Here is a 24,714-nt window from a genome sequence, read left to right as displayed (position 1 = left end):
TAATCACCAGAAGCCTTCGAACTTAAATCTGTCTATAGGTGGAAGCGGGCAAGATCGGGGTGATACGGTGTAGGATCGCTGTGCAAATAATGCTTGGTTAATTTTGACGATTCAGAGCTGATCGATCATGGTTGTATCGAATGAAGTAAGTCATGGCTCTTATTAAATGGGTTGGCAACGTAGATTGCTTTTTTACAAAAAACATTTTAAGCTCTTAATATCGTGTTGAATAAATACAATAATTCAGAGATAAAGTATAAAGTTTCTGGTCAAATACTTACGTTTTATCTTCTGCTAATCGCCTTTTCAACAGTCTATTGAAATTATTTTTCACGTTGAGTAACCATAAGTATGGTTGCTACAAAATGTTGTCTATAATTTATTGATTTTTTGTTGTTGCCGATGAGTAAGCTTTAATGGTAAGGCTATATTTGGAGGGTGATTTTTGACCGAATTGCGTTTTTAACGGGCTCTTAAATCAACTAGCACCAGAAGCTAGTCAAGGATGCTATTATTGGTTTGAAATCGAACCGATTTATTAAATTGATTGAGTTTTCAATTTTAAAGAGAAGCGGGCGGGCACACCGTAATATATACAACGCTACTAAGGCTTCGGCAAGCAGTGTAAGGGTGTTTTATCGTGTACGAGTCAGCTGTCCCTGGAGAGACTTTTTTACAGCGTATGACAATTGATGCCGAATGAAAATTGAAGCGCAATTACAAAAGCGTCGATGCTTTAGATTGTGTTTTTTCGGTTATCTAGATGAGTCGCAACAGTCCTTGGCCCTACATATTTAAATACTAGATGGATGTATTGTTCATAAACCCAGATTCGTCTAATAAGGCTTATCAGGATCTCGCTAAAACCTATTCAGCTATCGAGCCCCCTACATGGGCACTGTTACTGGCGGAGTCATGCCGAAGCAAGGGATTTGATGTCGCCTTGATGGATTGCGACGCTGAGCGTTTGACGCTTGAACAATCGGTGCAACGCATTGATGAGTTCAATCCACGTCTGGTAGTGTTCGTCGTCTACGGGCAAAATCCCAATTCCGGAACAACCAGCATGATCGGTGCATTGGCTCTGGCTAGCGCGCTTAAGGATACTGTTGGTAACCAAATACGGATTGCCTTCGTTGGTTCTCATACGAGTGCTTTGCCGTTGGACGTTCTGGCTCATAATTGCGTCGATATTGTGTTGCTCAACGAAGGCGTTTACGCATTGCATAATCTGTTGAGAGGCAATCTCGAGAGCGACTTGGCGCATGTCAAGGGCATCGGCTATAAACAGGGCTCTTCGGCCTTGCCCGTGCTCAACCCGCCTCAGTCTGTGGTACCGCAGGAACGGATGGACGAAGACCTGCCGGGTTATGCTTGGGATTTGCTGCCTTACCGCGACAAGCCACTCGACCTTTACCGGGCGCATTTCTGGCATGCCGAGTTCAGCCACGATAAACGCACACCGTTCGCGGCTATTTACACCTCGCTAGGTTGTAATTTCGGTTGCGATTTCTGCATGATCAACATCGTCAATCGGTCCGATAACAGCGTCGGCATTGATGCCTCGCATTCCCGCGGCATGCGTTTTTGGTCGCCAGCCTGGGTGATTCGCGAAATGGAAAAACTGGCGACGCTTGGCGTTCGCACGCTACGCATCAGCGACGAAATGTTCTTTCTCAATCGTAAGTACTACGAGCCCATACTGCAAAACGTGGTCGATAGAGGTTTCGACTTTAATATGTGGACCTATTCCCGCGTCGATACTGTCAGGCGCAATGCGCTCGATTTATTCAAGCGCGCTGGTGTAAATTGGCTGGCATTGGGTGTCGAGGCGGGTAATCAGATGGTGCGTCAAGAAGTTTCCAAGGGGTCGTTCAAGGAAGTCAATATCCGTGACGTGTGCGACACGATCAGCGATGCCGGCATCAGCATCATCAGCAACTATATCTTTGGCTTCCCGGATGATACGCTGGAAACGATGCAGCAAACGCTCGATCTTGCCATCGAGCTCAATACCGAGATGGCCAACATGTATCCTTGTCAGGCCTTGCCGGGCAGTCCCATGTACCATATTGCCAAACGCAACGGCTGGAAACTGCCCAAGACTTACGAAGGCTTTGCCTTCCTGTCGTATGAATGCGAACCGTTGCCGACCAAGTATTTGAGTTCGGAGGATGTGTTGCGCTTCCGTGATCAGGCATGGCAAACCTATTTTTCAAATCCCGCTTATCTTGAGCTAGCCGAGCGCCGTTTCGGCGTGCAGGAGCGCAAGAATATCGAGGACATGGCGAGCATCCGCCTTAAGCGGAAATTGTTGGGAGATTAAGCACTTGATTATCACCAGAACCCCGTTCAGGATTTCGTTTTTCGGTGGTGGCACCGACTACCCGGGTTGGTATCGTGAGCATGGCGGCGCCGTGCTGTCGACCTCGATCGACAAATATTGCTACATCAGTTGCCGCCGTCTGCCGCCGTTTTTCGACCATAAACACCGCATCGTCTATTCCCTGATCGAAAACGTCAAACATAACGACGAAATTCAACATCCCGCGGTTCGCGCGGTGCTTAACTGGGCGAATGTTGAGGAAGGCCTGGAAATTCATCACGATGGCGACCTACCTGCCCGTTCCGGCTTGGGTTCCAGCTCGTCGTTTACCGTCGGCTTGTTGAACGCCTTGCAAGCCTTGCAAGGACGAATGACCAACAAGGATGGATTGGCTAGGGACGCGATTCACATCGAACAAAACTTGATTGGTGAGAATGTCGGTTCCCAAGATCAAGTGTCGGCGGCCTTCGGTGGTTTCAACCGGATCGAGTTTCATACCAACGATACCTTCGACGTTGCGCCGGTGATTCTCCCGCAACAGCGCCAACAAGAGCTTCGTCAGCATTTGATGCTGTGCTTTACCGGCTTCTCGCGTATTGCCTCCGAAGTCGCGAAGTCGAAAATCGACAATTTGAAAAATCGCGAGAAAGAGCTGAAGCTGATGCGGGCGATGGTCGACGAGGCTATCGCATTGCTGCAGGACGGCCGCGAACCCATCGAATCGTTCGGTAGGCTGTTGGATGCCAGTTGGCATTACAAACGCAGTTTGTCTGAACGGGTGTCCACCCCAGAGATCGACGAAATATACAATGCGGCAATGGATGCCGGCGCCATCGGCGGCAAGATTTTGGGTGCTGGTGGCGGTGGTTTCTTGTTGTTGTTTGCTAAACCGGAGAAACAGGCCGCGATTCGCGAACGCCTCGACAAGCTGATTCACGTGCCGTTCAATTTCGAAGACTCCGGCAGCCGTGTAGTTCTCTACCAACCCAACGGACTTTAATTGTGATGCACCAGTTCTTATGTCTTGGTCTTCATGCCGGGGAGACCAACGGTTCGACCCATTACCGAACCAACGCCGAAATGGAGGCGCTGCTGTGAATTCCGAAACCCTTGATTTGCGCGCCAAGGCCGATTGGGTCTGGAGAGAGACGCTCGCGATCCACCGTCGCGCGCCCGAGACTCGGCTTGCTTCGTCGCTATCAGCCGTTGAAATTTTTGTCGCGTTGTATTACGGAGGCGTATTGCGTTTCGATGCCTCTCAGCCATTGGCGGCGCATCGTGACCGTTGCGTGATCAGCAAGGGTCACGGTTCAATTTGTATGTATCCGATTTTGGCCGATCTTGGTTTTTTTTCGAAAGATGAATTGTTGAGGGTTTGCCATAGCGGCGGTTTTTTGGGCGGTATTCCCGATCCGGTGATTCCTGGTTATGAGACTGTCAACGGTTCGCTCGGCCATGGCCTGGGCGTAGCCACCGGTATGGCTCTGGGCTTGAAGCGGCTCGATAGTGACCGACAAGTGTTCGTCGTGTCAGGTGACGGCGAATTGCACGAAGGAGCCAATTGGGAGGCCGCGATGTTTGCCTCTCAACACAGGCTCGACAATCTGAATCTCATCATCGACGACAACGGTATCAGCATGCTCGGCTATACCGATGATATCGTCAGCCACCATTCGCTAAGCGAGCGCTTAACCGCGTTTGGCTGGGATTGTCGGCGAGTCGATGGTCACGATGTGTTGGCTGTGCAGGCGGGTTTGTTGGAGATGAAGGTGACGGCGGCCGGTAAGCCGAAAGCGCTGATCGCCAAAACCTTGAAAGGTCGCGGTGTGCCGGGATTGGAGAATGCGCCTTTGTCGCACATTCTTAATCCCAAGCCGGAATTAATTGACAGTCTACTGGAGCAATTGCCATGACGACCAAACCGCTACCGATGCGCGACGTTCTGCTTGATCGGGTTTGGCAAGCGATGGGGCAGGATACGAAAATATTTTTCGTCAGTGCGGATTTTGGTTCGCCGATACTGGATAAAATACGCGCCGATTTCCCCGACCGTTTTGTCAACGTCGGTATCGCCGAGCAAAATTTGATCAACGTGTCTGCCGGTCTGGCGCTCGAAGGGTTTACCGTGTTTGCTTACGCGATTGCGCCGTTCATAACCATGCGCTGCTACGAACAGATTCGTGTCAGCTTGGCATTGCTGTCGGAAGTGCGGCCGATTAACGTTAACCTGATCGGCGTCGGCGCCGGTTATAGTTACGTGGTTTCCGGGCCGACGCACCAGTGCTACGAAGATTTGACCCTTATGCGCGCGATGCCGAATTTCCAAGTGTTTTCACCCGCCGACCATGTAACGGCGGGAGCATTGTTCGAGCGCTGCGTATCGGCTACCGGCCCCAAATATTTGCGCTTTGACGCTCAGGTATTGCCGGTAATCTACGAACAAACGGCACCGGACTTACGATTGGGTTTTCACGTTCACCGTCGCGGCCAGCGCGTGTGTTTGCTGGCCACCGGCTACATGTTACATACCGCGCTGAAGGTGGCGGCTCAGCAAGACCCCGAGCACGATGTCGGTGTCATCGATTTGGTGGACATTGCGCGTTTCGATGCGGATCGATTAGCTGACGAACTCGCTGGCTATCAAGGCTTGGTCAGTCTGGAAGAAGGCTTTAGTGGTCGCGGAGGGGTTGATGCCATGCTATTCGATTTCCTGGCCCGACGTAAACTGCCCTTGACACTGCTCAATCTGGGGGTCAATGGCGGCTACCGTTTCGAACTGGGTACACGGGCCGAATTACACGAACAAGTCGGCATAGGGCCGGAAGCCGTGCAACGGCGCGTTGCGGCATTCATTCAATCACTTTCTCATTAACCGGGTATTCGACAACATGAAATTCCCCCTGATGCGTAACAACATTCTGCGCGAAGATCTCGACGCAGTGATCGAACATCTCAAACAGGACGATCCGATTTTGACTCATGGCGCAAACGTGCGCGCGTTCGAGGCCGAGTGGTCGGAGTGGCTGGGTGTGAAATACAGCGTTTTCCTGAATTCCGGTGCATCGGCCAACCTGCTGACCATGGCGGTGTTGAAGATACGCCATCCCGAAGGCGGCGAAGTCATCGTGCCGCCGCTGGCCTGGGTATCGGATGTTGCATCGGTGTTGCAGAACGGATTCACCCCGGTATTTGCCGACATCGATCCGGCAACGCTGGCGATGGATACTCAACAAATTCTGAGTAAAATTACCGACAAAACCCGCGCCGTGTTTCTGACTCACGTCCAAGGTTTCGATGGCCTGACCGACGAACTGGTCGCGGAACTTGAATGCCGCAACATTCCGTTGATCGAAGATGTCTGTGAATCGCACGGCGCCCGCCATAACGGTAAATTGCTCGGCAGTATCGGCTGGATTTCCAATTTTTCCTATTACTACGCCCATCACATGAGCACCATTGAGGGTGGCATGGTTTGCACCAACGACCCCGAGGTCTATCAGCAAGTGCGCATGTTGCGTTCGCACGGCATGGTGCGCGAGGCGACTGACAATGATTTGAAGGCACGTTACATCGACGAAAATCCGCAGCTCAACCCGGATTTCATTTTTGCCTATCCGGCCTATAACACCCGCAATACTGAAATCGGCGGCATAATGGGCCGTAGCCAACTCAAGCGCCTCGATATGATCGTGCAACGCCGTACCGAAAATTTGCTGCGCTTTCTCGATAAAATTGATGCGTCCAAATACCGCACCGATTTCAAACTCGAGGGTTCGAGCAATTACGCTTTTAATCTGATCCTCAATGAGGCCGACGATAATTTGGTTCAACGGGTGATGAAAAAAATGCGCGAATCCGGCATCGAATTCCGCCGAGGTAGCGCCGGCGGCGGCAATCAGATACGCCAACCTTATTTGAGAGGCATCGTGCCCGAAGGCCATCATCTGGAATATCCGAATACCGAACACGTTCATTTTTACGGGTTTTACATCGGCAATTTCCCCGACTTGAGGTTTGACGAAGTCGACGAACTGTGCGCGTTGCTCAACGCAGCTTGATGGCGACGTCGTGACCACGGCAATTGTTCTTGCAGGCGGCTTGGGCACGCGTTTGCGTCACGCGGTACCCGATTTGCCGAAACCGATGGCTCCAATCAATGGCCGTCCGTTTCTCGAATTTTTACTCGAGTATTGGCGTACTCAGGGCGTGGAGCGTTTCATTCTATCGGTTGGCTACCGGTGTGATGCGATCATTGATTACTTCGGTAATAATTACCGTGGTGCGGTGATCGAATACGTGGTCGAACAAACCCCCTTGGGTACCGGTGGGGGCGTACTATTAGCCGCACGCAACATCCCGGTCGGCGAACGTTTTCTCTTGCTCAACGGCGATACTTTCTTCGCTGTGGATTTGGAACAGTTGATGCGTTTCGCACAACGTAGCGATGCGGATTGCTGTTTTTCGTTGTTTCGTTCCAACGAAGAAGGCCGCTTTATGGCGTTGGAAGTATCCGGTGACGGGCGCATCGAGTGTTTGCAGTCCGGCAAAGGAGGCGTCCGCAGTCTGGCCAACGGCGGAGTGTACGTCCTGCGGCGCAGCGCATTGTTGGAAGAACGGTTTACGCCGAACGCCAAATGGTCTCTCGAAGACGATATTTTTCCAGCGGCTTTGACTGCCGGCCGTCGTTTAACCGGTGTCGAGTTTCCGGGAACCTTCATCGATATTGGCATTCCCGATGATTACGCGCGCGCCGCGCAAGTGTTGAGCGGGGAGTCGGAGTGGATATAGTTTCGCGCCTCATAACTAATGTTCAGGCCTCGATTGATGCCAAAAACAGGCTGTTGGCTGATACCGACGCGTTAGCCGAATTCGGAGCGGCCGTGGAAGCTGTGATCGCTTGTTATCGCAACGGTGGCCGCATCTACATTGCCGGCAATGGCGGCTCGGCGGCCGATGCTCAGCATTTGGCGGCGGAGTTCGTCAGTAAACTGGCGCGGGAACGTGATGCGTTGCCCGCAGAAGCCCTGACCGTCGATAGTTCCATTCTGACAGCAATCGGCAACGACTACGGCTTCGAACACGTATTTTCCAGGCAACTGGCCGGCAAAGCCTGCGGCAATGACGTTTTTTTGGGCATCAGCACGTCGGGCCAGTCGCCGAACATCTTGCAAGCGCTGGCGCAGTGCCGCGCTATGTCGATACCAAGCATCGCATTTTGCGGCCGCGATGGCGGCAAAGCCCGCGAACTTGCGATGTATGCAGTAGTCGTCCCGGGAACCGCGACCAGCACTATTCAGGAATTGCACATAGTCTTGGCACATACGCTGTGCGAGTGCGTCGAAGCGGCAATCTTTGGCGAATGAATTTTTTCGAACCGAAAGGAGAGTTATGAGTTACAACATTTTAGTAACCGGCGGCGCTGGCTATTTGGGCTCTACCATGGTACCCGACTTGCTGGCTACAGGACATAAAGTTACGGTGCTGGACAACTTCATGTTCAAGCAAAGCAGTTTGAACCACGTCTGTCACCACCCGAATTTCTCGGTCGTCAAGGGTGACATCCGCTTGGAAAAAAATGTCGCGCCGTTGCTCAAAAATGCCGATATTGTGATTCCGCTGGCTGCGCTGGTGGGTGCGCCGCTGTGCAATCTGGATCCAATCGGCGCAACAACTACCAACCACGACGCAATAACGCTGATGCTGAAGTTGTTGGCCAAGGATCAAATCGTGTTAATGCCGACCACGAATAGCGCTTACGGCACCGGCGATGAAAACAACTTTTGTACCGAGGAATCGCCGTTGCGTCCGATTTCGCAATATGCAATTGAAAAGGTCAAAATCGAACAGGAATTGATGCAGCGCGAAAACGCAATCAGCTTCCGTTTGGCGACCGTATTCGGCATGTCGCCTAGAATGCGCGTCGATTTATTGGTCAACGACTTTACCTACCGCGCGGTCAACGACCGATTCGTCGTGCTGTTCGAAGGCTATTTCAAACGCAATTATGTACATGTGCGCGACGTTTCCCGCGCTTTCCAACATGCGATTACCAATTATGACGCGATGAAGGGTCAGATTTACAACGTCGGTCTTTCAGAAGCCAACGTCTCTAAAAAAGAATTATGCGAAACAATCAAAAAGCAGATTCCCGACTTCGTGTTCATCGACGCGCCGGTCGGTAAGGATCCTGATCAACGAAACTACATCGTATCCAACGCCAAAATCGAGGCAACAGGTTACAAAACCTCTGTCAGCCTTGATGCCGGTATCTCCGAATTGATCAAAGGTTTTACCATGATCAAGAATTCGATGTACGGCAACGTTTGATCCAACACCAAACTAACTATCAGCTACGGCATGCAACACGAAGATAAGGTAACGGACCAGAACTTTCGGATCGAACTTTTGGGGCGACAAGAGGTATTCGAAAACGCGCTGTTTCGGGTTTATGCCGATCACGTCGTCGATTCTCACGGCAACGAAGTGCCTCGCTATCTGAGCGTCGTGCCTCGCTGTTTAGTCGACGACTCTGTCGCCGGCGTTGCGGTACTTCCGGTTGCCGGGCACGCTATTGGCTTGATGCGAGTGCTAAGGCACCCGTTACAGCGCTGGTCCTGGGAAGTGGTCAAGGGGCATGGGGAACCCGGCGAAAGCCCAGCCGCCATAGCGGAACGCGAGCTGATGGAAGAGACGGGGTTGGCGCTATTGACCGGCGGTTTGAGGGATCTGGGGTCGCTGTCGCCGGAAGCAGGCGTTATCCAGGCTCGCTCTCGGCTGTTTGCCGCTTTGGTCGATGCCGGTGCAGCCGTCAAGGTTGAACCGGAGTTCGGCCACGGCGAATTTCGCTTTTTCGACCGATCCACCGTATTACAAATGATTGCCGAGGGTGAAATCGAAGACGCCAGTTCGTTGGTGCTGGTTTATAAGTGGTTAATCGAACACGAGTCGAATGGTTGAAGACATTGTTGATTTGTTGGTCTGCTACCGCTTTTTAAACGTGCTAATAGCGCGTTTGGGTTCAACCAAATTAATTTGCCCGGTAATCTAATCCCCGCCTTGATTCCATGTTGGATATTGTCAGTAATATTATGAAGTATCGGTCACTAATTGGCGCACTTGCCTTGCGTGATTTGCAAAGTAGGTACGTTGGGACTATGGGAGGGGCGTTATGGTCGATCATTCAGCCGGCCTCTACGGTGGCCGTGTTTTATTTTGTGTTCTCGGTAGGTTTTAAAGCGGCCGCGCCCGCCGGTTCACCTTTTATTATGTGGTTCATCACCGGACTGATGGTCTGGTTTTATTTCAATGAAACTTTGATCACCATTACTGGTTCTGTAACCAGTAACGCTCATCTGATTAAGAAAACCGTTTTTCCAACCGAAATACTTCCCTTCGTGTTCATCACGGCGGGTATTGTGCCGCATATGATCTTCATGATCTTTGTGATAGGAATGCAAGTTTGGTATGACATTGCATTTTCGCCGATGCGTTTGTTGGTGGTCTATTTCATGCTGTGCAACGCCACATTGCTACTCGGGCTGGGTTGGTTGTTTTGCGCGCTACAAGTGTTTTACCGGGACATAGCACAAGCCCTTTCCGTGATATTGAATGTCCTGTTTTGGTTAACGCCGATTGTGTGGTCAATGGAACTGTTACCGGAAAATTATCGCCATCTATTATCTTATAATCCAATTTACTATATTGTTGAAGGGTATCGTGGCTTACTTATATTTCCTGAGCCGAAATTACCAAATTTAACGGATACTGTTTTTTTTTGGTGTGTGACAATTTCGATTCTATTTTTCGGCGCTTATATTTTTCGGCGGCTCAAGCCTGAGTTTGCCGATATGCTTTGAAAAATAATGGGCCATAATGTGATTAATAAGCGTTATTTAACTGAAATTGAGGGGGGTTAATGGAGTCGTTGCCCGCAATATCAGTTTGCAACGTTAGTAAGAAATTCAGATTGTTTTCTTCTCCGAAAGAACGGTTAATCGAGGCTATTCATCCCTTCCGTAAGCAATACCACAAAGAGTTTTGGGCGCTTAGGAATATTAGTTTCGATGTACATCGCGGGGAAATCGTCGGAATTTTGGGGCGTAACGGTTCAGGCAAGTCGACGTTATTGCAGATTATCTGCGCGGTGATGCAGGCTACTGGAGGAGAGGTTAAGTCCAGCGGCAGAATTTCCGCATTGTTGGAGTTGGGGGCTGGTTTCAATCCCGAATTTACCGGGCGCGAAAATGTCATCTTGAACGGCGCCATTCAAGGTTTTTCGAAACAGGAAATGCTGGAGCGTATTGACGATATCGCAGCATTTGCCGACATCGGCGAATTCTTTGATCAACCGGTTAAGCTTTATTCCTCGGGAATGTTTGTCCGGGTCGCGTTTGCAGCGGCGATTCATATAGACCCCGAAATCCTTGTCGTCGATGAGGCTCTGAGCGTTGGCGATTCAAAATTCCAACACCGTTGTTTCCAACGCATCCGAAACTTCATGGAGCAAGGCAAGACTATTTTGGTTGTGTCCCACAGCACGGACACCCTGTTAAGGATTTGCAGTCGTGGCGTCGTTCTGGATCGGGGAGAGTTGGTACACATCGGCCCGATCACGAGTGCTGTTAATCATTATCAAAAGTTGTTGTTTGGAGAGGCTCAAAACATATCGAAGAATAGCAACGTTAAACGAAAGAAGGCCTTGCTCTTCGTAGAAAGGGCGGACAAAACCGACAAAATCCCTTTCAAGCCTACCTATAACCGTCACGAAGCCAGAATGGGCTCCGGTAAGGCCCGGATTGTCGATTTCGATCTAGTGGTCGATGGAGATTTGAATCCTCCCGAGATTGCCTCGCATGCCAATTGCGAGCTGATCGTCAAATTAGTCAGTGACGAGTTCGTGCAACTCTCTGTCGGTTTTGCCATCGTTTCGCTTGAAGGAACTTATGTTTTTGGCACCAACCTGGCAATGATGGGACATCCTTTTGTTCAAATCGAACCTGATGGCTATGTGGCGTTAAAATTTCATTGGCAAGCACATCTTACCGGGGGCGAATATTTTCTCAATCTCGGTTGTAACGAATTTGTCGATGGGCAAGATAGTTTTGTCGATGTACGACGCTCAGTGGCTCGATTGAAATTTTCGGATACACCGCAATCGGTCGGTTTTGTTGACCTTGAAGTCGTGGCTGAATTAGTGGCTGTGGACATTCTGGATGAGCAGTAGCTTAATGGTAGCTCCACGGCCGTTGGTGGTAGGTTATCCCCGTAGCGGCTTCTCTTTACTCATCAATGTGATTGCTGAACTTGTCGGCCCGGCACGGGATAGGCGTACGCTTAGCATCAAAGCGCTGTGCGACACCGCCGGATTCCAGATTTCCCGGCGAATAGAAGACGTGTTTATTCGCCGCGGTTTGTCGCACGATCTCATTTACAATTACAACTTTCGACAATTGGCCGGAGGACCTAAATGGTTGGCCGGTTCCGAGTTTCGCGATGCTCGATTTCGAAAATATATCGGCCTGCGTGGCGGCGGGGATTTCACCTTAATTACTTCTCATCCCCGCGAAATTCTCAATTATTACGAGGTTGTCCATTCGCACGTTGGACCGGCGGCTTGGTTAAGCGCGCTTGATGTCCCGAAGGGCTTGCGTTTCGCATCAATGCGTCATCCCGCGGGAACGTTAACGTCCGCCTGTTTTTCGATCAATGCGCTGGCCAGCGAATATATCCAACGTTTTGTTCCCTGTCAGGAAGATAACGACTTTCTAAGACAACGCCTCGCTCTGTACAAGCTTAGCGATCTTAACTTTTTCGAAGCGCTACTGCCGCCTTTCAAGGCTTACCTTGAAGAGTTCACTCAGCAAGATCACAACTACTATTTGATGCGCTGGGAAGACTTAATTGACAGTCCCGTGAAGACCATTCTCGGTATTGCGGGCGAATTGGGTTACAACACAAGCGTACCTCAGGCGCAAGCCTTATGGGCAAAACTCGACCACGTGAACCTAACCGGCTCCCATAAGCACAATCTGCGTCGGGGGCATGGCATCGTTGAGGGTTGGAAGGATTGGATAACCAATACTCATCTTGATATTCTGCGCGACCACGGTATCGACACGTATGCCGCCCGCTACGGTTACGGACCCATCTCGCCTTTAGACGAAAGCACTTACACGCCATTTCAGCAAACGCTTGAGGACTATATTCGGCGGGGCGAAGTATTTCGTGATTACGGCGACGAAGATTTGTTTGGATTTGCCTTCAACAAGTCCAACATCGATTTTTCCCGTTTTGGTTTTCGCCAATATCCTTGGCGAACCCATACGGCCATCGAGCGGTCCTCGTGCCGCGACGAAAGTTTGGTCATGGAAGTGTCGGATGTGGCGGAGGAGGCGTGCGGCATTTTTAATGAAGCGGCCGCTATCTGGATTAACGCGGCGCAAAATGACGGTTTAGATACGGCGGCGATAGATTCTATAACGTCGGTGGTTTCAGAGCTTTACGCTAACGATGCCGAGCTTGAAGTGTTTGTATCCGCCATGACTGCTGCCATCAACGCTGATCGAGGCTCCAATGCCGATACCGGGAAGAAATATTCGGAGCCACTTTTGTTGGATAGCCTGGGAACGACAAATGTCGTATTTTTTCAAGGTAAGTATTATGCGGTTCCACAGGCGCTAGGGCCTGTTGATTTTAGCTTGCCGAATCTCTCCGGCATTGCTTTTACGGGAATTGCAGATTCTTTTTCCGAACTCATTTTGATGGTGAAGGAATGAAAGGAAACGGCAGCGAACTTAGATTTATCGAACCGGCTGCGCCAGCCTTTGCAGAAGCCTTGCGCAACAATCCGCCATTAACCGGGCCTGTTTATCTTGTGGGTCACGGCGAGCTTGCGGATACCATCGTGCGGGATGCTACTCACGAAGGTGTATCGGTTATTGCTCACACTGATATCCCACCACTGGAAGTTCTAAAACAAGCTCGCGTGTTGTTGTTTACAGAAACTCGGGGCGAGCAACTTGGGGATCTGTTGTTGGCATGTTTGGATCTGCAACAGGTCCGGATTTTTGCGCCGAAAAGTGATTGGCACATGAGTCGCAAACCCTTGTTTATAGTCTCTATCCCCAAGGCCGGTACGCATTTGGCCTACGAGTTTGCTCGAGCGTTGGGTTATGCTGCTGGTATCCAAATCCCTGATTTTCCCAAGCCAGGCACTTGGTATTGTATCGAATACAGTAACTCGCATACGGTTGCCCGAGATTTCTTTATCGATTCGGTGCGCCGAGCGCCATTTGGTAATCGGCACCATCCGGTTACTCAAACCCCTGTGCTTTTTGTCTACCGGCACCCGTTGGATATTCTGGTCTCTGAGGCGCATTACTACCATCGCGAAGGTAAAACGGTTTTTGCGGGCTATTTTTCCGGCAAGGATTTTGAACATCGGGTGCGGCAATTAGTAGACGACGAATGGTTGTTGGGCTCCTTAAGGCAGCGTGTGGGCGGTTTTCTGCCATGGCTGAATTTTCCTAATGTCATCCCGATCGCTTTCGAGGAACTGGTGGGCGGAGCTGGCGGCGGTTCGGCACGCGCTCAACTTAAATCGATTTGGGCTATACAGTTAAAACTTCAGGCGGACGGTATTACCAAAGACATTGCGGCTCAGGTCTTCAATCAGAATTCGGCGACCTTTCGTGAAGGCCGAATTGGTGGCTATCTTTCGCAATTGCCTTCAAACCTGATCGACGAATTAGCTGATCGATGCGCTGATGTTCTTTCCGGCTTCGGCTACACGGTAAGGGGAGACTCGTTGATTCCTCGCCGGGTTGCTGAATTCCAATCACGTCCGTTGCGGTATTCCGCCAAGGACTTCAACGAGATGCCTTTAACCGTGGAACAAGACTTCATGGGTTGCAACCTTGTCCGCTATGCCCACCGTTTTTATGCCGCCCCTCTTTCGGCGGGTGTCATCGCTCTGGACGAATGCACGGCCCAGCAACTTGCGCGCTTGCCTTCGGCAGCGACGCTTGCCGAATTAAAGTCCGTATTATTGATTGGCCGTAAGGCTTATGACCGGCAATTGGCGCAGCTTAACCAAACGGGATTCGAGTTGCATTCCAACACTACGAACAACGTTTCCCTGGCCTATTGGATGGAATCCGAACAGCCTTGTCTCTTTGACACGTATAAAGGCTTCAATTTGGTTGCCTGGAAGGGACGTTATTTCGCTTTGCGTCAGTCCGTTGGCATGATCGATTTGGCGCAAAATTTACAGACCTTGCTGTCCCTTTACACGCCGGACGCTATTCTAATGGCAAGGGATGTCGATACTCTGATGGATGATATAGATGGTATCTCGACGGCGGTTCGCCTGACGAATAATGCCAACGGAAATATCTCCGGGTTGCAAGCTCAGCTAGACGACTGCACGCGTTCGATCCAAACGCAATCGGAACAGTTACAGAACGTTTATGATATGGCCCGTTTATACGGAGAAAAAATCGAAGGTTCTCTACAGGCTTTGAGCCTGCAAATTGAGGACTCCGTGGTCAAAGGTTTGCAGAATACTTTAACTAGCATTATTCAACAGCACGCGGTCTTGCAAGGTGAACTACAAAAACAAGAAGAACAAATTATGGTCTTGAATAATAAGCTCGACATTCGTAACGCGAGTTTCCTATCGCGTCTGTTTCGGAGGAACCCCCGATGAGCGAACAGATACTAAACGTCGCAATTCCCTGGAGCCTGACACACTACATACCGCTGAATGGCTTTCATCCCCTCTACCGGGCGTTGTTCGAAGAGAAGCCCGACTGGTTGAATATCGCGGCATGGGACAATGTCGAGTTATCGCAATCTTTGCGCGGTGACAATGCGTTCAGAGAATCCCTGCTCGCGGAATTTGCGAAGGATGCCGCTAAGTTGGAAAACGTTTCCTTGTCGCCTATCGAGAAGGATTACTTTGCGCATTATTGGCCCGCCAATCAGGCTTTAACCCGTTTATTACCCGGTGAGATTGAAGTTCATCACACCGCGCCGTTTCCGAGTTTGTGCCGCCCTTTTGTATTTCATTGCGAATCGTTTGCGCCGGTTTTTTTTCCATTTGCGCATCAAGGAACCGGGAGCATGGAATCGCAAGAACAGGTACGAGCTTATTACAAGCGAATATTCGAAAATCCGCTGTGTCTTGGAATTTTCTCTCATTTACCGGAGACAATCACGGATTTGAGCTGTTTTTTTGCGTCGCCGATCATTGATGCCAAGCTTCATTTATCGCGCATTGGATTCATTGGCGTATCGGGCGGAGATAGGCAATCCAAAAAAGGGCTCGCGGCAGCTAGGTTTTTGTTCATCAATTCCGCGCATCAAAACCCAGACAACTTTTTCCTACGTGGCGGACATCTTGTGTTGCGTTTTTGGCAGGCACTATGTGCCGAGTCTGGAAACGAGCGATTGATTATGCGTTGTGGCCGGCCTTCGAATGCGATGTTGTGGGAATATGGGGTCGATTTAGACTGGTTGAGCTATCACGAAGGCCGCAGCATCATCTGGATTGAGAGTTATCTGACCGCGGGCGAGCTTGACGAACTTATGCGCGCCGCACATTTTTTGCTGCTTCCAAGTGCTTCCCTACATTCTGTTTCAATCATGCAGGCTATGGCGGCGGGAGCCGTACCGATTGTCTCCGATACGATTGGGACCAACCGCTATGTCGTAGACGGAAATGATGGGATAGTTTTGTCTGGCGTCTATGCCAACAATTGGCGGCGAGACCCCGAATCCGGAGTTATGACTGATCGATATGCTCGTAATCTTGATTTGGAGGATTCGCTCGTAGAACAAATGTTTTGCAGGGTTAGTGATTTGCTTAATCATCCCAACAAGTACGAATCGTTGAGTTTAAGGGCGTACAATAAAGCTCAAGTCGAATTTTCGGGGCGCGCTTTCAGTGAAGATTTCTGGAGTAAGGTTCGAACGATCTATTTTGATTATAAACGATCAGCGTGTTCTAGTAATGCTCTTGAAGAACAGGGAGAACATTTCAATACATGTTTAATCTGTGACGATGATTGGCCGAAAATAATTTCCAGTGTGCCGCAACCGGTGCCACGGCTTCAAGCGGGAAGAGGAAGAGTATTCGAAATAGGTGGCTATTTTGTGGCGACACCCCATTCCCAGATCATGAACTTACACGACTGGTCTCCAATTGCCGAGTTTGTAGATAGTGCGGCTCCTTCATTGAGTTTCTCAAACAGCCTAAAAGGTCTCAATGGCTGTTACATGGGATGTTCGATTGAGGATAATGGTATGTCGATCACAAGACGGATCGTCAAGATTATTGCAAAGTATTTAACGCCCTATCCGCGTCTGTATCTGGTTGCTTCTCAAATGCTTAGATTGTTGAGAGCGTGGAGGCGCCAATTCACTGTGAATTTGGCCTCTTCGTCCGATGTCGGTTTGATAGATGAAGGAGTTAGGCTAGTGATGCATGATGTTCGCGGATTGAACGTCATTCGCAGTGGGAAGCGCTTTTATGCCATTCCGATGAGTGAAGGTGAATTCTCTTCAGCTCGGGTGGACAAAGGTGGTTATAGCTTTTGCGTGACGGGGGACAATCTGAGAGACCTGTTAAAAAGAATCGATAGTTTACCCGTCCGCGTAGACCAAATCCACAACGTGGAATTAGTTGAGGAGGGGATGTATGGTTTCAATATCATCCGTTGTAGCGACAGGTTTTTTGCCATACCCCAATGTGACGGCGCGTTTAACCTACAGCGAGTTCTTGATAACGGTTATAGTCAAATATTTTCAGGCAATTCGGTAAATGAGGTTAGAGCAGTGGTAGAGCGGAGCATATTGTGATCGGGAGGCCCGCTAGACACCCTGTTCATCTGTGGGTATATAACCACCCCGTGCAAATGATTAGTGATCAGATTGAGTTCTTTTTTCTGATAATGCAGCAGCATGGTTATCCCGTAACAATGGGGCGTAACCCAAAGGATACTGCACTAAACGTGGTCATCGAGAATTTTTCGGAAATGACCAGCAGGACGCTCATCGATTATTGCGAACGCACCGGTAAGCGAGTAGCCGTTATCATGACCGAGCACCTTGATCTGGTTGGGGACGAATTGTTCATCCATGGCGACCGATTATGGAACAATAATGATTACATGCACCCGGCAACTCAAGTTTCGAGAATTAAGAATCTCATGGATTGCGTGCCCTATTTCCGGGCTGTTTTTGTGTTGGGAGATCTGCCCGAATTAATTGGGTCAGGGAGTATGTTTCCCGGCCTTACAGTCAGAACCCTACCGTTTCCCGAATTATTGAGTCTTGACTTAACGAATCAGGAGCCGATGCACGAAGTCGTTTTTTCCGGCGCACTTACTGCGTTTCGGGATCAAACGCTACGGGCTATTGCCGAACGTTTTGTGTTGGCGCAAACGTCGAAGTTTCTACCGAGAAAGGGGCGAGACCGACTCAACGAGTCTGCGCGTGTCGTGTTGAATATTCCCCAGCGACCCAACTGGCGTTGGCTTTCACTGATGCGCATCATTGCCGCATTGCGTTGCGGCCGGGCGACGGTTTCGATTGGAACTCAAGATCAATCCTGTATTGCTGAATGCTGTATTCAGTTGCATGAAGCAGGGTGGGAAGATGAATTAAGGCGGGTGGTGAATAATTGGCCCCATGCCTATCAAGATTGTTTAACGCGATATGAAAGCATGCGCCAATCTTTTCTCGCAAAGCATCTGTTTCCGCATGATTTGATAGAATATTGGAGTTTATTAGAACGTTTGGACACCTGATTAATAGTCATGAGCTTACTTATGAAAAAGATAAATATCGATCAATTATAAGATGGCGTATCAGCATCCCAAATAGCGATATTTTTCTTGCCGGCAGAAGTTTCAAGGGAGTTTTGATATAACTAAAGTCTCGTGGCGCTATTTATTCCGTTAAAGTAGAAGTACCAATTTAAATGATAGGATTGTTATTAATGTGCGCGTTAGTCAAGATGGGGTTGTTTATGCTATAACTCGCCATTGTATTGGTCTATATAATTTTAAAAAAATTATTTGACAGCATATTGTTGTTGGATTTTATTAAAAATCAAAAAAAACGAGTGACAAGCTGCGGTATAATGCGGCTGTTTATTTGAAGAATAAAATGGATAATTCGAAATTAAAATTTATAACAACGCTTTTTATTCCTGTAAAAAATGAAATAGATGCATTAAAGGTTATAATGCCGCGTATTGACAAAAGTTGGTGTGACGAGATATTGATTCTTGATGGCAGTTCTGATGATGGCTCAAAAGAATACCTTGTTTCTAAAGGATATAACGTCGTTAACCAAGAATCAAAAGGAGTCAAAGCTGCTTTTTGGGAGGCGTTTGAATTGGCTAAAGGTGATGTCATTATTCCGTTTTCGCCGGACGGCAACTCTATTCCGGAGGATATTCCAAGGCTAATTGAAAAGATAAACGACGGTTATGATATAGTTGTAGCATCGAGATACAAAGGCGATGCAATTTCGGAAGATGACGATTTCGCATCGGGAATTGCCAATAAGTTTTTTACCCATCTTATTAATATACTGTTCTCAACAAAATACACAGATGGGCTCGTGATGTACAAAGCATTCAAAAAGTCTCATCTATATGCATTGGAAATAGATAAATTCAAGAGTGAGTTTTCGGAAATAATGTTATTAACCCGTGGTGCGAGGTACGGTTTGAAGATAACGGAAATTTCTTCTTCTGAACCTCCTAGGATAGGTGTACAAGGAAGCCGAGCCCATCCTGGGGTGCTAGGAAAATATAAGAGCGCTCTTGTTTTATTAAAATCCATATTGCGAGATGCATTGTTTTATCATCCTGGTCTGAATAGATAACAAAACATACCGTAGAGAATAGCTTATATTCTTTCAATACAACAGGCTAACGAACAAAATTCATCCGGTTTTGAATTGGCCGCTCTTGAGTTCATCTATGGTTTGAGTGTCGCACTCGATTTTCTTGTTCCTGGCGTGCTTTTTTGTATTGCCTATCTGGCCAACCAAATAATAAGCAGGAAAAAAGTTTGGCGGTCATCGTCGCGATGGATGCGGGAGTCGGGGTGTTGATTAGCATCCTTCACGCTATTTGGATGAGGCGTCGAGCAATGGGATAGCGTTGTTCGGCAGTGTTATCGACCACTTTTTGCCAATGGTTAAACGCCGTATCGGCCAGTGCCGGTAGTATCAAAATCTATGAGAAAATCCACTTACAAACGATCAGGCTACGTGCTTGAAAACTCGCGGCAAGAAGAGAATGCACAAAAACCAACTGAACGCGGATTTGGAATAACTTTTGCTGCCATATTTTGCATTATAGGTTTTTTGAGGCTATATAAAGTCCATGACTTGCATGATCATTGGTGGATGATATGGTTATTCTTTGCTGCAGTTTTGCTTATCCTTGCATATTTTTGGGTAGCACCACTACGACCTCTTAACAATCTTTGGCATCGTTTCGGCCTCGTTTTATCTTATTTAATTAATCCCATCATAATGGGTGTCGTTTTCTTATTAACTATACTGCCGGTTGGGCTATTAATGCGCTTCCTCAAAAAAGATTTACTTAAGCTGAAAGTTGATCGCAAATCGTCAACATATTGGCAAAATACACCGCTTATTGCGGTTAAACAACAAAATATGAAAAATCAATTTTAATGTGGAATTAGCGATGCTGAATACCTTGCGAGAACTTTGGGTTTTCCTATCCATGCGAAAGAAGTATTGGCTATTGCCGATCATATTCGTGCTAGCCTTGGTCGGCGGTCTAGTTGTTTTAAGCCAAGGCTCCGCAATAGCGCCATTTATTTACGCCATATTTTGAAGTTTGCCGAAGAACCCGTGAACATATTAGGTATCTCGGCGTTTTATCACGATAGTGCGGCCTGTCTGATTGTAGATGGGCAAATAATCGCCGCCGCGCAAGAAGAACGTTTTACGCGCAAAAAACACGATGCGGGTTTTCCTAAAAACGCGATTGAATATTGCCTGAATGCGGCTGGTAAAAAGCTGGATCAAATTGAGTATGTTGTATTTTACGACAAGCCTTTTTTAAAATTCGAACGACTTCTTGAAACCTATATTGCCTTTGCTCCGCGTGGTTTTCAATCATTTTTAACGGCAATGCCGATTTGGCTGAAAGAAAAGCTTTTTCAAAAGTTAGTATTGCGGGATGAGTTGAAAAAGTTGGGTGCGGATTCGAATGTAGAAAGCCGTTTGTTATTTGCGGAACATCATCAAAGTCACGCCGCGTCGGCTTTTTTTGCTTCACCATTCGAGGAAGCCGTTGTGCTAACAATGGATGGCGTTGGCGAATGGACAACGACTTCAGTATCGATCGGATGCGAGAATCGCTTGGAGACGGCGAAAGAGATACATTTTCCTCATTCTATTGGCCTTTTATATTCAGCGTTTACCTATTATCTTGGTTTTAAAGTTAATTCAGGTGAATACAAGGTGATGGGGTTGGCTCCCTACGGAGAAGCAAAATATGCCGACATTATTCTGGATAAACTCATTGATCTGAAGGCTGACGGTAGTTTTCGGCTGGATATGCAATATTTTGATTATTGCACCGGCCTCAAGATGACCAACAAGAAATTCTACAAGCTTTTTGGTGAGCCGCCTCGAAATCCGGATCAGCCATTGACGCAAAAGCACATGGATATTGCGGCATCTATTCAATGGGTTACCGAAGAAATAGTGCTTCGCTTGACGCGTAGCCTTTCCAGTGAAAACAGCTGCAAAAATCTTTGTCTTGCCGGTGGTGTGGCACTAAATTGCGTGGCTAACGGCAGAATCTTGCGCGACGGTAAATTTGAAAAAATTTGGATTCAACCGGCCGCCGGCGATGCCGGCGGCGCTGTTGGCGCGGCATTGGCTGCTTATTACACACATCTTAACAAGCCGCGCCGAACAAACGGGCGTGATGCGATGTCGGGCGGCTACCTTGGGCCGAGTTACAGCAATAGTGAGATTGAACGGCAACTCGTCAATGCTGGCGCTGGCTTTGAAAAATTAGATGACTCCGATTTGATTCAGGCCACCGTAGATGCTTTGGTAGCGGGAAAAGCCGTGGGATGGTTTCAAGGGCGTATGGAGTTTGGCCCTCGCGCGCTCGGGGCCCGTTCTATACTCGGAGATCCTCGCAATCCAGTGATGCAGAAAACGTTAAACCTCAAAGTCAAGTATCGCGAGAGCTTCCGTCCTTTTGCGCCGGCAGTATTACGAGAAGATATGGTTGATTGGTTTGAGCTTGATTGTGATAGCCCATATATGCTTTTCGTTGCAAATGTAGCCGAAAATAAGCGCAGAAAAATAACGGAACAGGAGTCAGCGCTATTTGGAATCGATAAGCTTAATGTACAACGCTCCGAAATACCGGCCGTGACCCATGTCGACTATTCCGCAAGAATACAATCCGTGGATCGAGAAACCAATCCGAGGTTTCATGAACTCCTATCCTCGTTCAAAGCACGGACCGGTTGCCCTGTTCTCGTTAACACCAGTTTTAATGTTCGTGGAGAACCTATTGTTTGCAGTCCCGAAGATGCTTTTCGTTGTTTCATGGGCTCGGAGATCGAATTGCTGGTTATTGAGAACTACATTCTGTACAAAGAAAAACAGGATGCCCGCCTGAAAATAAATGACAGCCCTGCCTTTGAGCTGGATTAATTGCGCCGCTCGATAGTGGTCAATTTAAAGGCGGCCGGCGAATTACGGTAAAAGCAGCAGGTTATGGCATTAATAAATTCTCTCGATAATAAAGGCGCTCAAACTACAAGCTTCGGCGGAACACAATCTATATATAACTGCATGCGGGACGCCAAGTACAACGAAGATTTTTGAAATTGGGATGCCCGGATTTATATTCAAATTCTCTCAAAAGTTTTTATGCGGCAAACCAATAAAAAATTTCACTCAATTGCTTTAGTCTGTATTTCGTTGGCAATCTCACTAGGTCTCGCAGAAGGCCTCTTGCGCATAAAAAACAGTTCGATGACCAACTACGATATCGAGATGTGGCGCTACGGCAAAGAGCTAAAAATCCGCCGTTCCGAGCCTATGCTTGATTTCGATCACGTTAAGTCGAAATCGGCGATATTGCAAAATGTCGAAATTCGCCTTAACGAGCATGGATTGCGCGGTGGCCAGCTTTCCCCTTTACCGCCTGGCGGACGAAGAATCCTCTTTCTCGGCGCCTCCATCACGTTTGGCTGGGGTGTTCCTGAACAGGATACCCTTGAAGTTAGGCTTGAGAAGGCGCTGAACGCTATCGACAAACAGCCTGTGCAAGTGCTTAACGCCGGAGTCGGCAACTACAACACGGAGCGCTACGTTTCCCGTTTTTTTGATGAACTTGCCGATCTGAAGCCGACCGATATCGTCGTGCATTATTGTCTGCGCGACGCCGAAGATCTGCCTGCTGGCGGAGATAATTTGCTGTTACGTCACAGTCAACTGGCGGTGATCTTATGGGGCGTTTATCACCGGTTCTTCGATAAGAATGGAGAACAATCGATGGTTCAGTACTATCGCGACGTCTATCAGCCAGAGGCGCCCGGCATGCTCAAAATGAAAGAAAAGCTCAAGCAGCTTTCGGAGTATGCCAAAGCGAACAATATTCGTATATATCTGGCCATGACGCCCATCACATACAACTTAGTTGACTACAAATTCGGGTTTGTCCATGACATCATGAAGCAAGTATCCGCCGAGTATGGATACACTTATTGCGACCAACTGCCCACAATGAAAGGTGTGCCTCAGAAAGACATCTGGGCGACGCCGACCGATCCGCACCCCAACGCACTCGGCCACCGACTAATGGCCGAGGCAATCCTGCCAATGCTTTCCCAATCAGGCAACGCCTCAGTCAACAAGTAAACAGGATAAGGAATGCTATTTAGTTCGCCGGTGTTTTTTGTATTTTTTTCCGTTTACTTCCTGCTCCACTTCGTCATTCCCAAGCATTTTAGAATTTACCTGATCATTCTTGGCAGCACGATTTTTTATGGATGGTGGCGAATCGAATACATATGGCTGCCATGCTTATTGACGGCGATCGCCTACTTGGGCGTAATTTGTATGAATGGCGCGGTCAATCCAGTCGCACGCAAACGCCTGGCGGTTACAACCGTCATCGGTTTATTTTTGCCGCTCGTTTTCTACAAGTACACTGATTTTTTCTTTAGGGAACTGATCGGACCGTTTGTTGATATGCACGACAATTTGCTCAATTTGCCATTGCCGCTTGGCTTGTCTTTCGTCACTTTTACCCTCGCAGCCTATGTCATCGATATCTACAAAGGTCGGTTTCAGGCGACATCCTCCCTATCGACGGTACTTGCCTACGTCTTGTTTTTTCCGCACCTGATTGCCGGGCCGATTCTGCGCCCTGCCGAATTGTTGCCGCAACTCGAGCGGCAGCGTATCGCCACGTTACGCCGGTTTGCGGTGCCACTTACAATCTTTTCGCTCGGTTTGGTAAAAAAACTGGTTTTTGCCGATCAAGTAGGTTTTGCGGTCGATGATGTTTATAAACAGAATGGAACGCTTGGTGCGCCGGATGCGCTGTTGGCAATTTACGGTTTCTCGGTTCAAATATATTGCGACTTCAGCGGATATACGGACATGGCAATTGGACTTGCGCTCGCGATAGGAATTCATCTGCCTAATAATTTCCGCCGCCCGTACGCCGCGCGTTCGCTTAGCGACTTATGGACTCGATGGCATATTACGCTTTCATTCTGGTTTCGTGACTATCTTTTTCAACCGCTCGGCGGCTACCGGCACGGACGGTTCAAGGCCGTCCGTAATATATTGATCACCATGCTGTTAAGCGGTTTATGGCATGGTGCGAATTGGACCTTTTTGATCTGGGGCTTGTTGCACGGTATCGGTATATCGGTTAATTATTTGTTGCGGCCAGTCTTACGCGATTTGCCATCCGGCAAAATGCCCGATTGGATTGGAGTGTTGCTGACATTTCATTTTTTCGCTTTTGCAGCGGTCTTTTTTCGTAGCCCGACTATTGCAAAAGCGCTAGACATCTGGGCTGCCCCTTTTATCGGTGGTTGGGGCGGGATTGCTTCATTCGCCCACAATAATATTTTTCCGTTGTTGTTGATCTTAGTGTTCTTTGCGCTACATCGGTTTGACGACATCCGGAAGGTCAAATTTGCGGCCCATTATTTGCGACCGGAGCTTCTATGGACTGCGCTGGTTTTCTGTTGGCTTATGGCGATTACAGTAAGCCAAGGAAACACGGCGGCTTTTATCTATTTCGATTTCTGACGAATCGCACGAAACAAGGCTTTACCCATAAGCCG

At 48.5% G+C, this 24,714-nt stretch carries 21 protein-coding genes; all 21 read left to right on the top strand.

Annotated elements, in window-relative coordinates:
• The first annotated feature begins 805 nt into the window (after positions 1-805).
• The 21 genes from ACR64Q_RS17835 to ACR64Q_RS17735 all read left to right on the top strand — a co-directional run bounded on the left by ACR64Q_RS17835 (position 806) and on the right by ACR64Q_RS17735 (position 24,679).
• On the top strand, positions 806-2,326 hold the full coding sequence (locus tag ACR64Q_RS17835) for a B12-binding domain-containing radical SAM protein (RefSeq protein ID WP_036275929.1): 1,521 nt from the start codon (positions 806-808) through the stop codon (positions 2,324-2,326).
• Positions 2,327-2,330: 4 nt separating this feature from the next.
• Positions 2,331-3,326, top strand: a complete 996-nt coding sequence (locus tag ACR64Q_RS17830; protein ID WP_026602270.1) for a GHMP family kinase ATP-binding protein — start codon at positions 2,331-2,333, stop codon at positions 3,324-3,326.
• 94 nt (positions 3,327-3,420) lie between these two features.
• Entirely contained in the window at positions 3,421-4,239 is an 819-nt protein-coding gene (locus ACR64Q_RS17825) for a transketolase (RefSeq protein WP_026602269.1), read from the top strand.
• On the top strand, positions 4,236-5,198 hold the full coding sequence (locus ACR64Q_RS17820) for a transketolase family protein (protein ID WP_026602268.1): 963 nt from the start codon (positions 4,236-4,238) through the stop codon (positions 5,196-5,198). The genes ACR64Q_RS17825 and ACR64Q_RS17820 overlap by 4 nt, the downstream gene beginning before the upstream one ends.
• A 16-nt stretch (positions 5,199-5,214) precedes the next feature.
• Complete coding sequence (locus ACR64Q_RS17815) at positions 5,215-6,384, top strand: DegT/DnrJ/EryC1/StrS family aminotransferase (protein WP_036275926.1); 1,170 nt, start codon at positions 5,215-5,217, stop codon at positions 6,382-6,384.
• 10 nt (positions 6,385-6,394) lie between these two features.
• Positions 6,395-7,114 (top strand): nucleotidyltransferase family protein, encoded by a 720-nt coding sequence (locus tag ACR64Q_RS17810; RefSeq protein ID WP_026602266.1) that lies wholly within the window; start codon positions 6,395-6,397, stop codon positions 7,112-7,114.
• A complete protein-coding gene (locus ACR64Q_RS17805) occupies positions 7,105-7,689 on the top strand; it encodes a D-sedoheptulose-7-phosphate isomerase (protein WP_026602265.1) in 585 nt (194 codons plus the stop codon). The genes ACR64Q_RS17810 and ACR64Q_RS17805 overlap by 10 nt, the downstream gene beginning before the upstream one ends.
• Positions 7,690-7,714: 25 nt before the next feature.
• Positions 7,715-8,653, top strand: a complete 939-nt coding sequence (locus ACR64Q_RS17800) for an NAD-dependent epimerase/dehydratase family protein (protein WP_026602264.1) — start codon at positions 7,715-7,717, stop codon at positions 8,651-8,653.
• Positions 8,654-8,683: 30 nt separating this feature from the next.
• Positions 8,684-9,283 carry an NUDIX hydrolase gene (locus ACR64Q_RS17795; protein ID WP_026602263.1) on the top strand — a complete coding sequence of 200 codons (600 nt, stop codon included), beginning with the start codon at positions 8,684-8,686 and terminating at the stop codon, positions 9,281-9,283.
• A 107-nt stretch (positions 9,284-9,390) separates the two neighbouring features.
• On the top strand, positions 9,391-10,182 hold the full coding sequence (locus ACR64Q_RS17790; protein WP_036275922.1) for an ABC transporter permease: 792 nt from the start codon (positions 9,391-9,393) through the stop codon (positions 10,180-10,182).
• A 59-nt stretch (positions 10,183-10,241) separates the two neighbouring features.
• Positions 10,242-11,549 carry an ABC transporter ATP-binding protein gene (locus tag ACR64Q_RS17785; protein ID WP_036275920.1) on the top strand — a complete coding sequence of 436 codons (1,308 nt, stop codon included), beginning with the start codon at positions 10,242-10,244 and terminating at the stop codon, positions 11,547-11,549.
• A complete protein-coding gene (locus tag ACR64Q_RS17780) occupies positions 11,539-13,101 on the top strand; it encodes a hypothetical protein (RefSeq protein ID WP_313732604.1) in 1,563 nt (520 codons plus the stop codon). The genes ACR64Q_RS17785 and ACR64Q_RS17780 overlap by 11 nt, the downstream gene beginning before the upstream one ends.
• 59 nt (positions 13,102-13,160) lie before the next feature.
• The gene (locus tag ACR64Q_RS17775) at positions 13,161-15,032 is read left to right on the top strand and encodes a hypothetical protein (protein WP_313732603.1); all 1,872 of its coding nucleotides are present in this window, start codon (positions 13,161-13,163) and stop codon (positions 15,030-15,032) included.
• Complete coding sequence (locus ACR64Q_RS17770) at positions 15,029-17,185, top strand: glycosyltransferase (RefSeq protein ID WP_313732602.1); 2,157 nt, start codon at positions 15,029-15,031, stop codon at positions 17,183-17,185. The genes ACR64Q_RS17775 and ACR64Q_RS17770 overlap by 4 nt, the downstream gene beginning before the upstream one ends.
• Before the next feature lie 56 nt (positions 17,186-17,241).
• Positions 17,242-18,135 carry a hypothetical protein gene (locus tag ACR64Q_RS17765; RefSeq protein WP_313732601.1) on the top strand — a complete coding sequence of 298 codons (894 nt, stop codon included), beginning with the start codon at positions 17,242-17,244 and terminating at the stop codon, positions 18,133-18,135.
• A gap of 361 nt (positions 18,136-18,496) precedes the next feature.
• A complete protein-coding gene (locus tag ACR64Q_RS17760; protein WP_026602256.1) occupies positions 18,497-19,222 on the top strand; it encodes a glycosyltransferase family 2 protein in 726 nt (241 codons plus the stop codon).
• A gap of 357 nt (positions 19,223-19,579) precedes the next feature.
• The gene (locus tag ACR64Q_RS17755; protein ID WP_483823353.1) at positions 19,580-20,041 is read left to right on the top strand and encodes a hypothetical protein; all 462 of its coding nucleotides are present in this window, start codon (positions 19,580-19,582) and stop codon (positions 20,039-20,041) included.
• Positions 20,042-20,054: 13 nt separating this feature from the next.
• Positions 20,055-20,207: a DUF5989 family protein gene (locus tag ACR64Q_RS17750; RefSeq protein WP_313732599.1), complete on the top strand. Its 153-nt coding sequence runs from the start codon at positions 20,055-20,057 to the stop codon at positions 20,205-20,207.
• A 17-nt stretch (positions 20,208-20,224) separates the two neighbouring features.
• Entirely contained in the window at positions 20,225-22,057 is a 1,833-nt protein-coding gene (locus tag ACR64Q_RS17745) for a carbamoyltransferase family protein (protein ID WP_313735035.1), read from the top strand.
• Positions 22,058-22,381: 324 nt separating this feature from the next.
• Positions 22,382-23,269, top strand: a complete 888-nt coding sequence (locus tag ACR64Q_RS17740) for an SGNH/GDSL hydrolase family protein (protein ID WP_483823352.1) — start codon at positions 22,382-22,384, stop codon at positions 23,267-23,269.
• Positions 23,270-23,281: 12 nt separating this feature from the next.
• Positions 23,282-24,679: an MBOAT family O-acyltransferase gene (locus ACR64Q_RS17735; RefSeq protein WP_313732597.1), complete on the top strand. Its 1,398-nt coding sequence runs from the start codon at positions 23,282-23,284 to the stop codon at positions 24,677-24,679.
• The last annotated feature ends 35 nt before the right edge of the window (positions 24,680-24,714 follow it).

The sequence above is a fragment of the Methylomonas sp. 2F7 genome, assembly GCF_057126975.1.
The sequence above is the reverse complement of the archived record's forward strand: the minus strand, read 5'-3'. Positions and strand labels throughout refer to the sequence as shown.

Bases quoted from the DNA above. Each gene is read 5' to 3' on its own strand.
- ACR64Q_RS17750 (WP_313732599.1), top strand. From the start codon at position 20,055: ATGCTGAATACCTTGCGAGAACTTTGGGTTTTCCTATCCATGCGAAAG.
- ACR64Q_RS17760 (WP_026602256.1), top strand. From the start codon at position 18,497: ATGGATAATTCGAAATTAAAATTTATAACAACGCTTTTTATTCCTGTA.
- ACR64Q_RS17835 (WP_036275929.1), top strand. From the start codon at position 806: ATGGATGTATTGTTCATAAACCCAGATTCGTCTAATAAGGCTTATCAG.
- ACR64Q_RS17785 (WP_036275920.1), top strand. From the start codon at position 10,242: ATGGAGTCGTTGCCCGCAATATCAGTTTGCAACGTTAGTAAGAAATTC.
- ACR64Q_RS17755 (WP_483823353.1), top strand. From the start codon at position 19,580: ATGAGAAAATCCACTTACAAACGATCAGGCTACGTGCTTGAAAACTCG.
- ACR64Q_RS17795 (WP_026602263.1), top strand. From the start codon at position 8,684: ATGCAACACGAAGATAAGGTAACGGACCAGAACTTTCGGATCGAACTT.
- ACR64Q_RS17815 (WP_036275926.1), top strand. From the start codon at position 5,215: ATGAAATTCCCCCTGATGCGTAACAACATTCTGCGCGAAGATCTCGAC.
- ACR64Q_RS17770 (WP_313732602.1), top strand. From the start codon at position 15,029: ATGAGCGAACAGATACTAAACGTCGCAATTCCCTGGAGCCTGACACAC.
- ACR64Q_RS17780 (WP_313732604.1), top strand. From the start codon at position 11,539: ATGAGCAGTAGCTTAATGGTAGCTCCACGGCCGTTGGTGGTAGGTTAT.
- ACR64Q_RS17800 (WP_026602264.1), top strand. From the start codon at position 7,715: ATGAGTTACAACATTTTAGTAACCGGCGGCGCTGGCTATTTGGGCTCT.
- ACR64Q_RS17735 (WP_313732597.1), top strand. From the start codon at position 23,282: ATGCTATTTAGTTCGCCGGTGTTTTTTGTATTTTTTTCCGTTTACTTC.
- ACR64Q_RS17790 (WP_036275922.1), top strand. From the start codon at position 9,391: ATGTTGGATATTGTCAGTAATATTATGAAGTATCGGTCACTAATTGGC.
- ACR64Q_RS17740 (WP_483823352.1), top strand. From the start codon at position 22,382: ATGACCAACTACGATATCGAGATGTGGCGCTACGGCAAAGAGCTAAAA.
- ACR64Q_RS17820 (WP_026602268.1), top strand. From the start codon at position 4,236: ATGACGACCAAACCGCTACCGATGCGCGACGTTCTGCTTGATCGGGTT.
- ACR64Q_RS17765 (WP_313732601.1), top strand. From the start codon at position 17,242: ATGATTAGTGATCAGATTGAGTTCTTTTTTCTGATAATGCAGCAGCAT.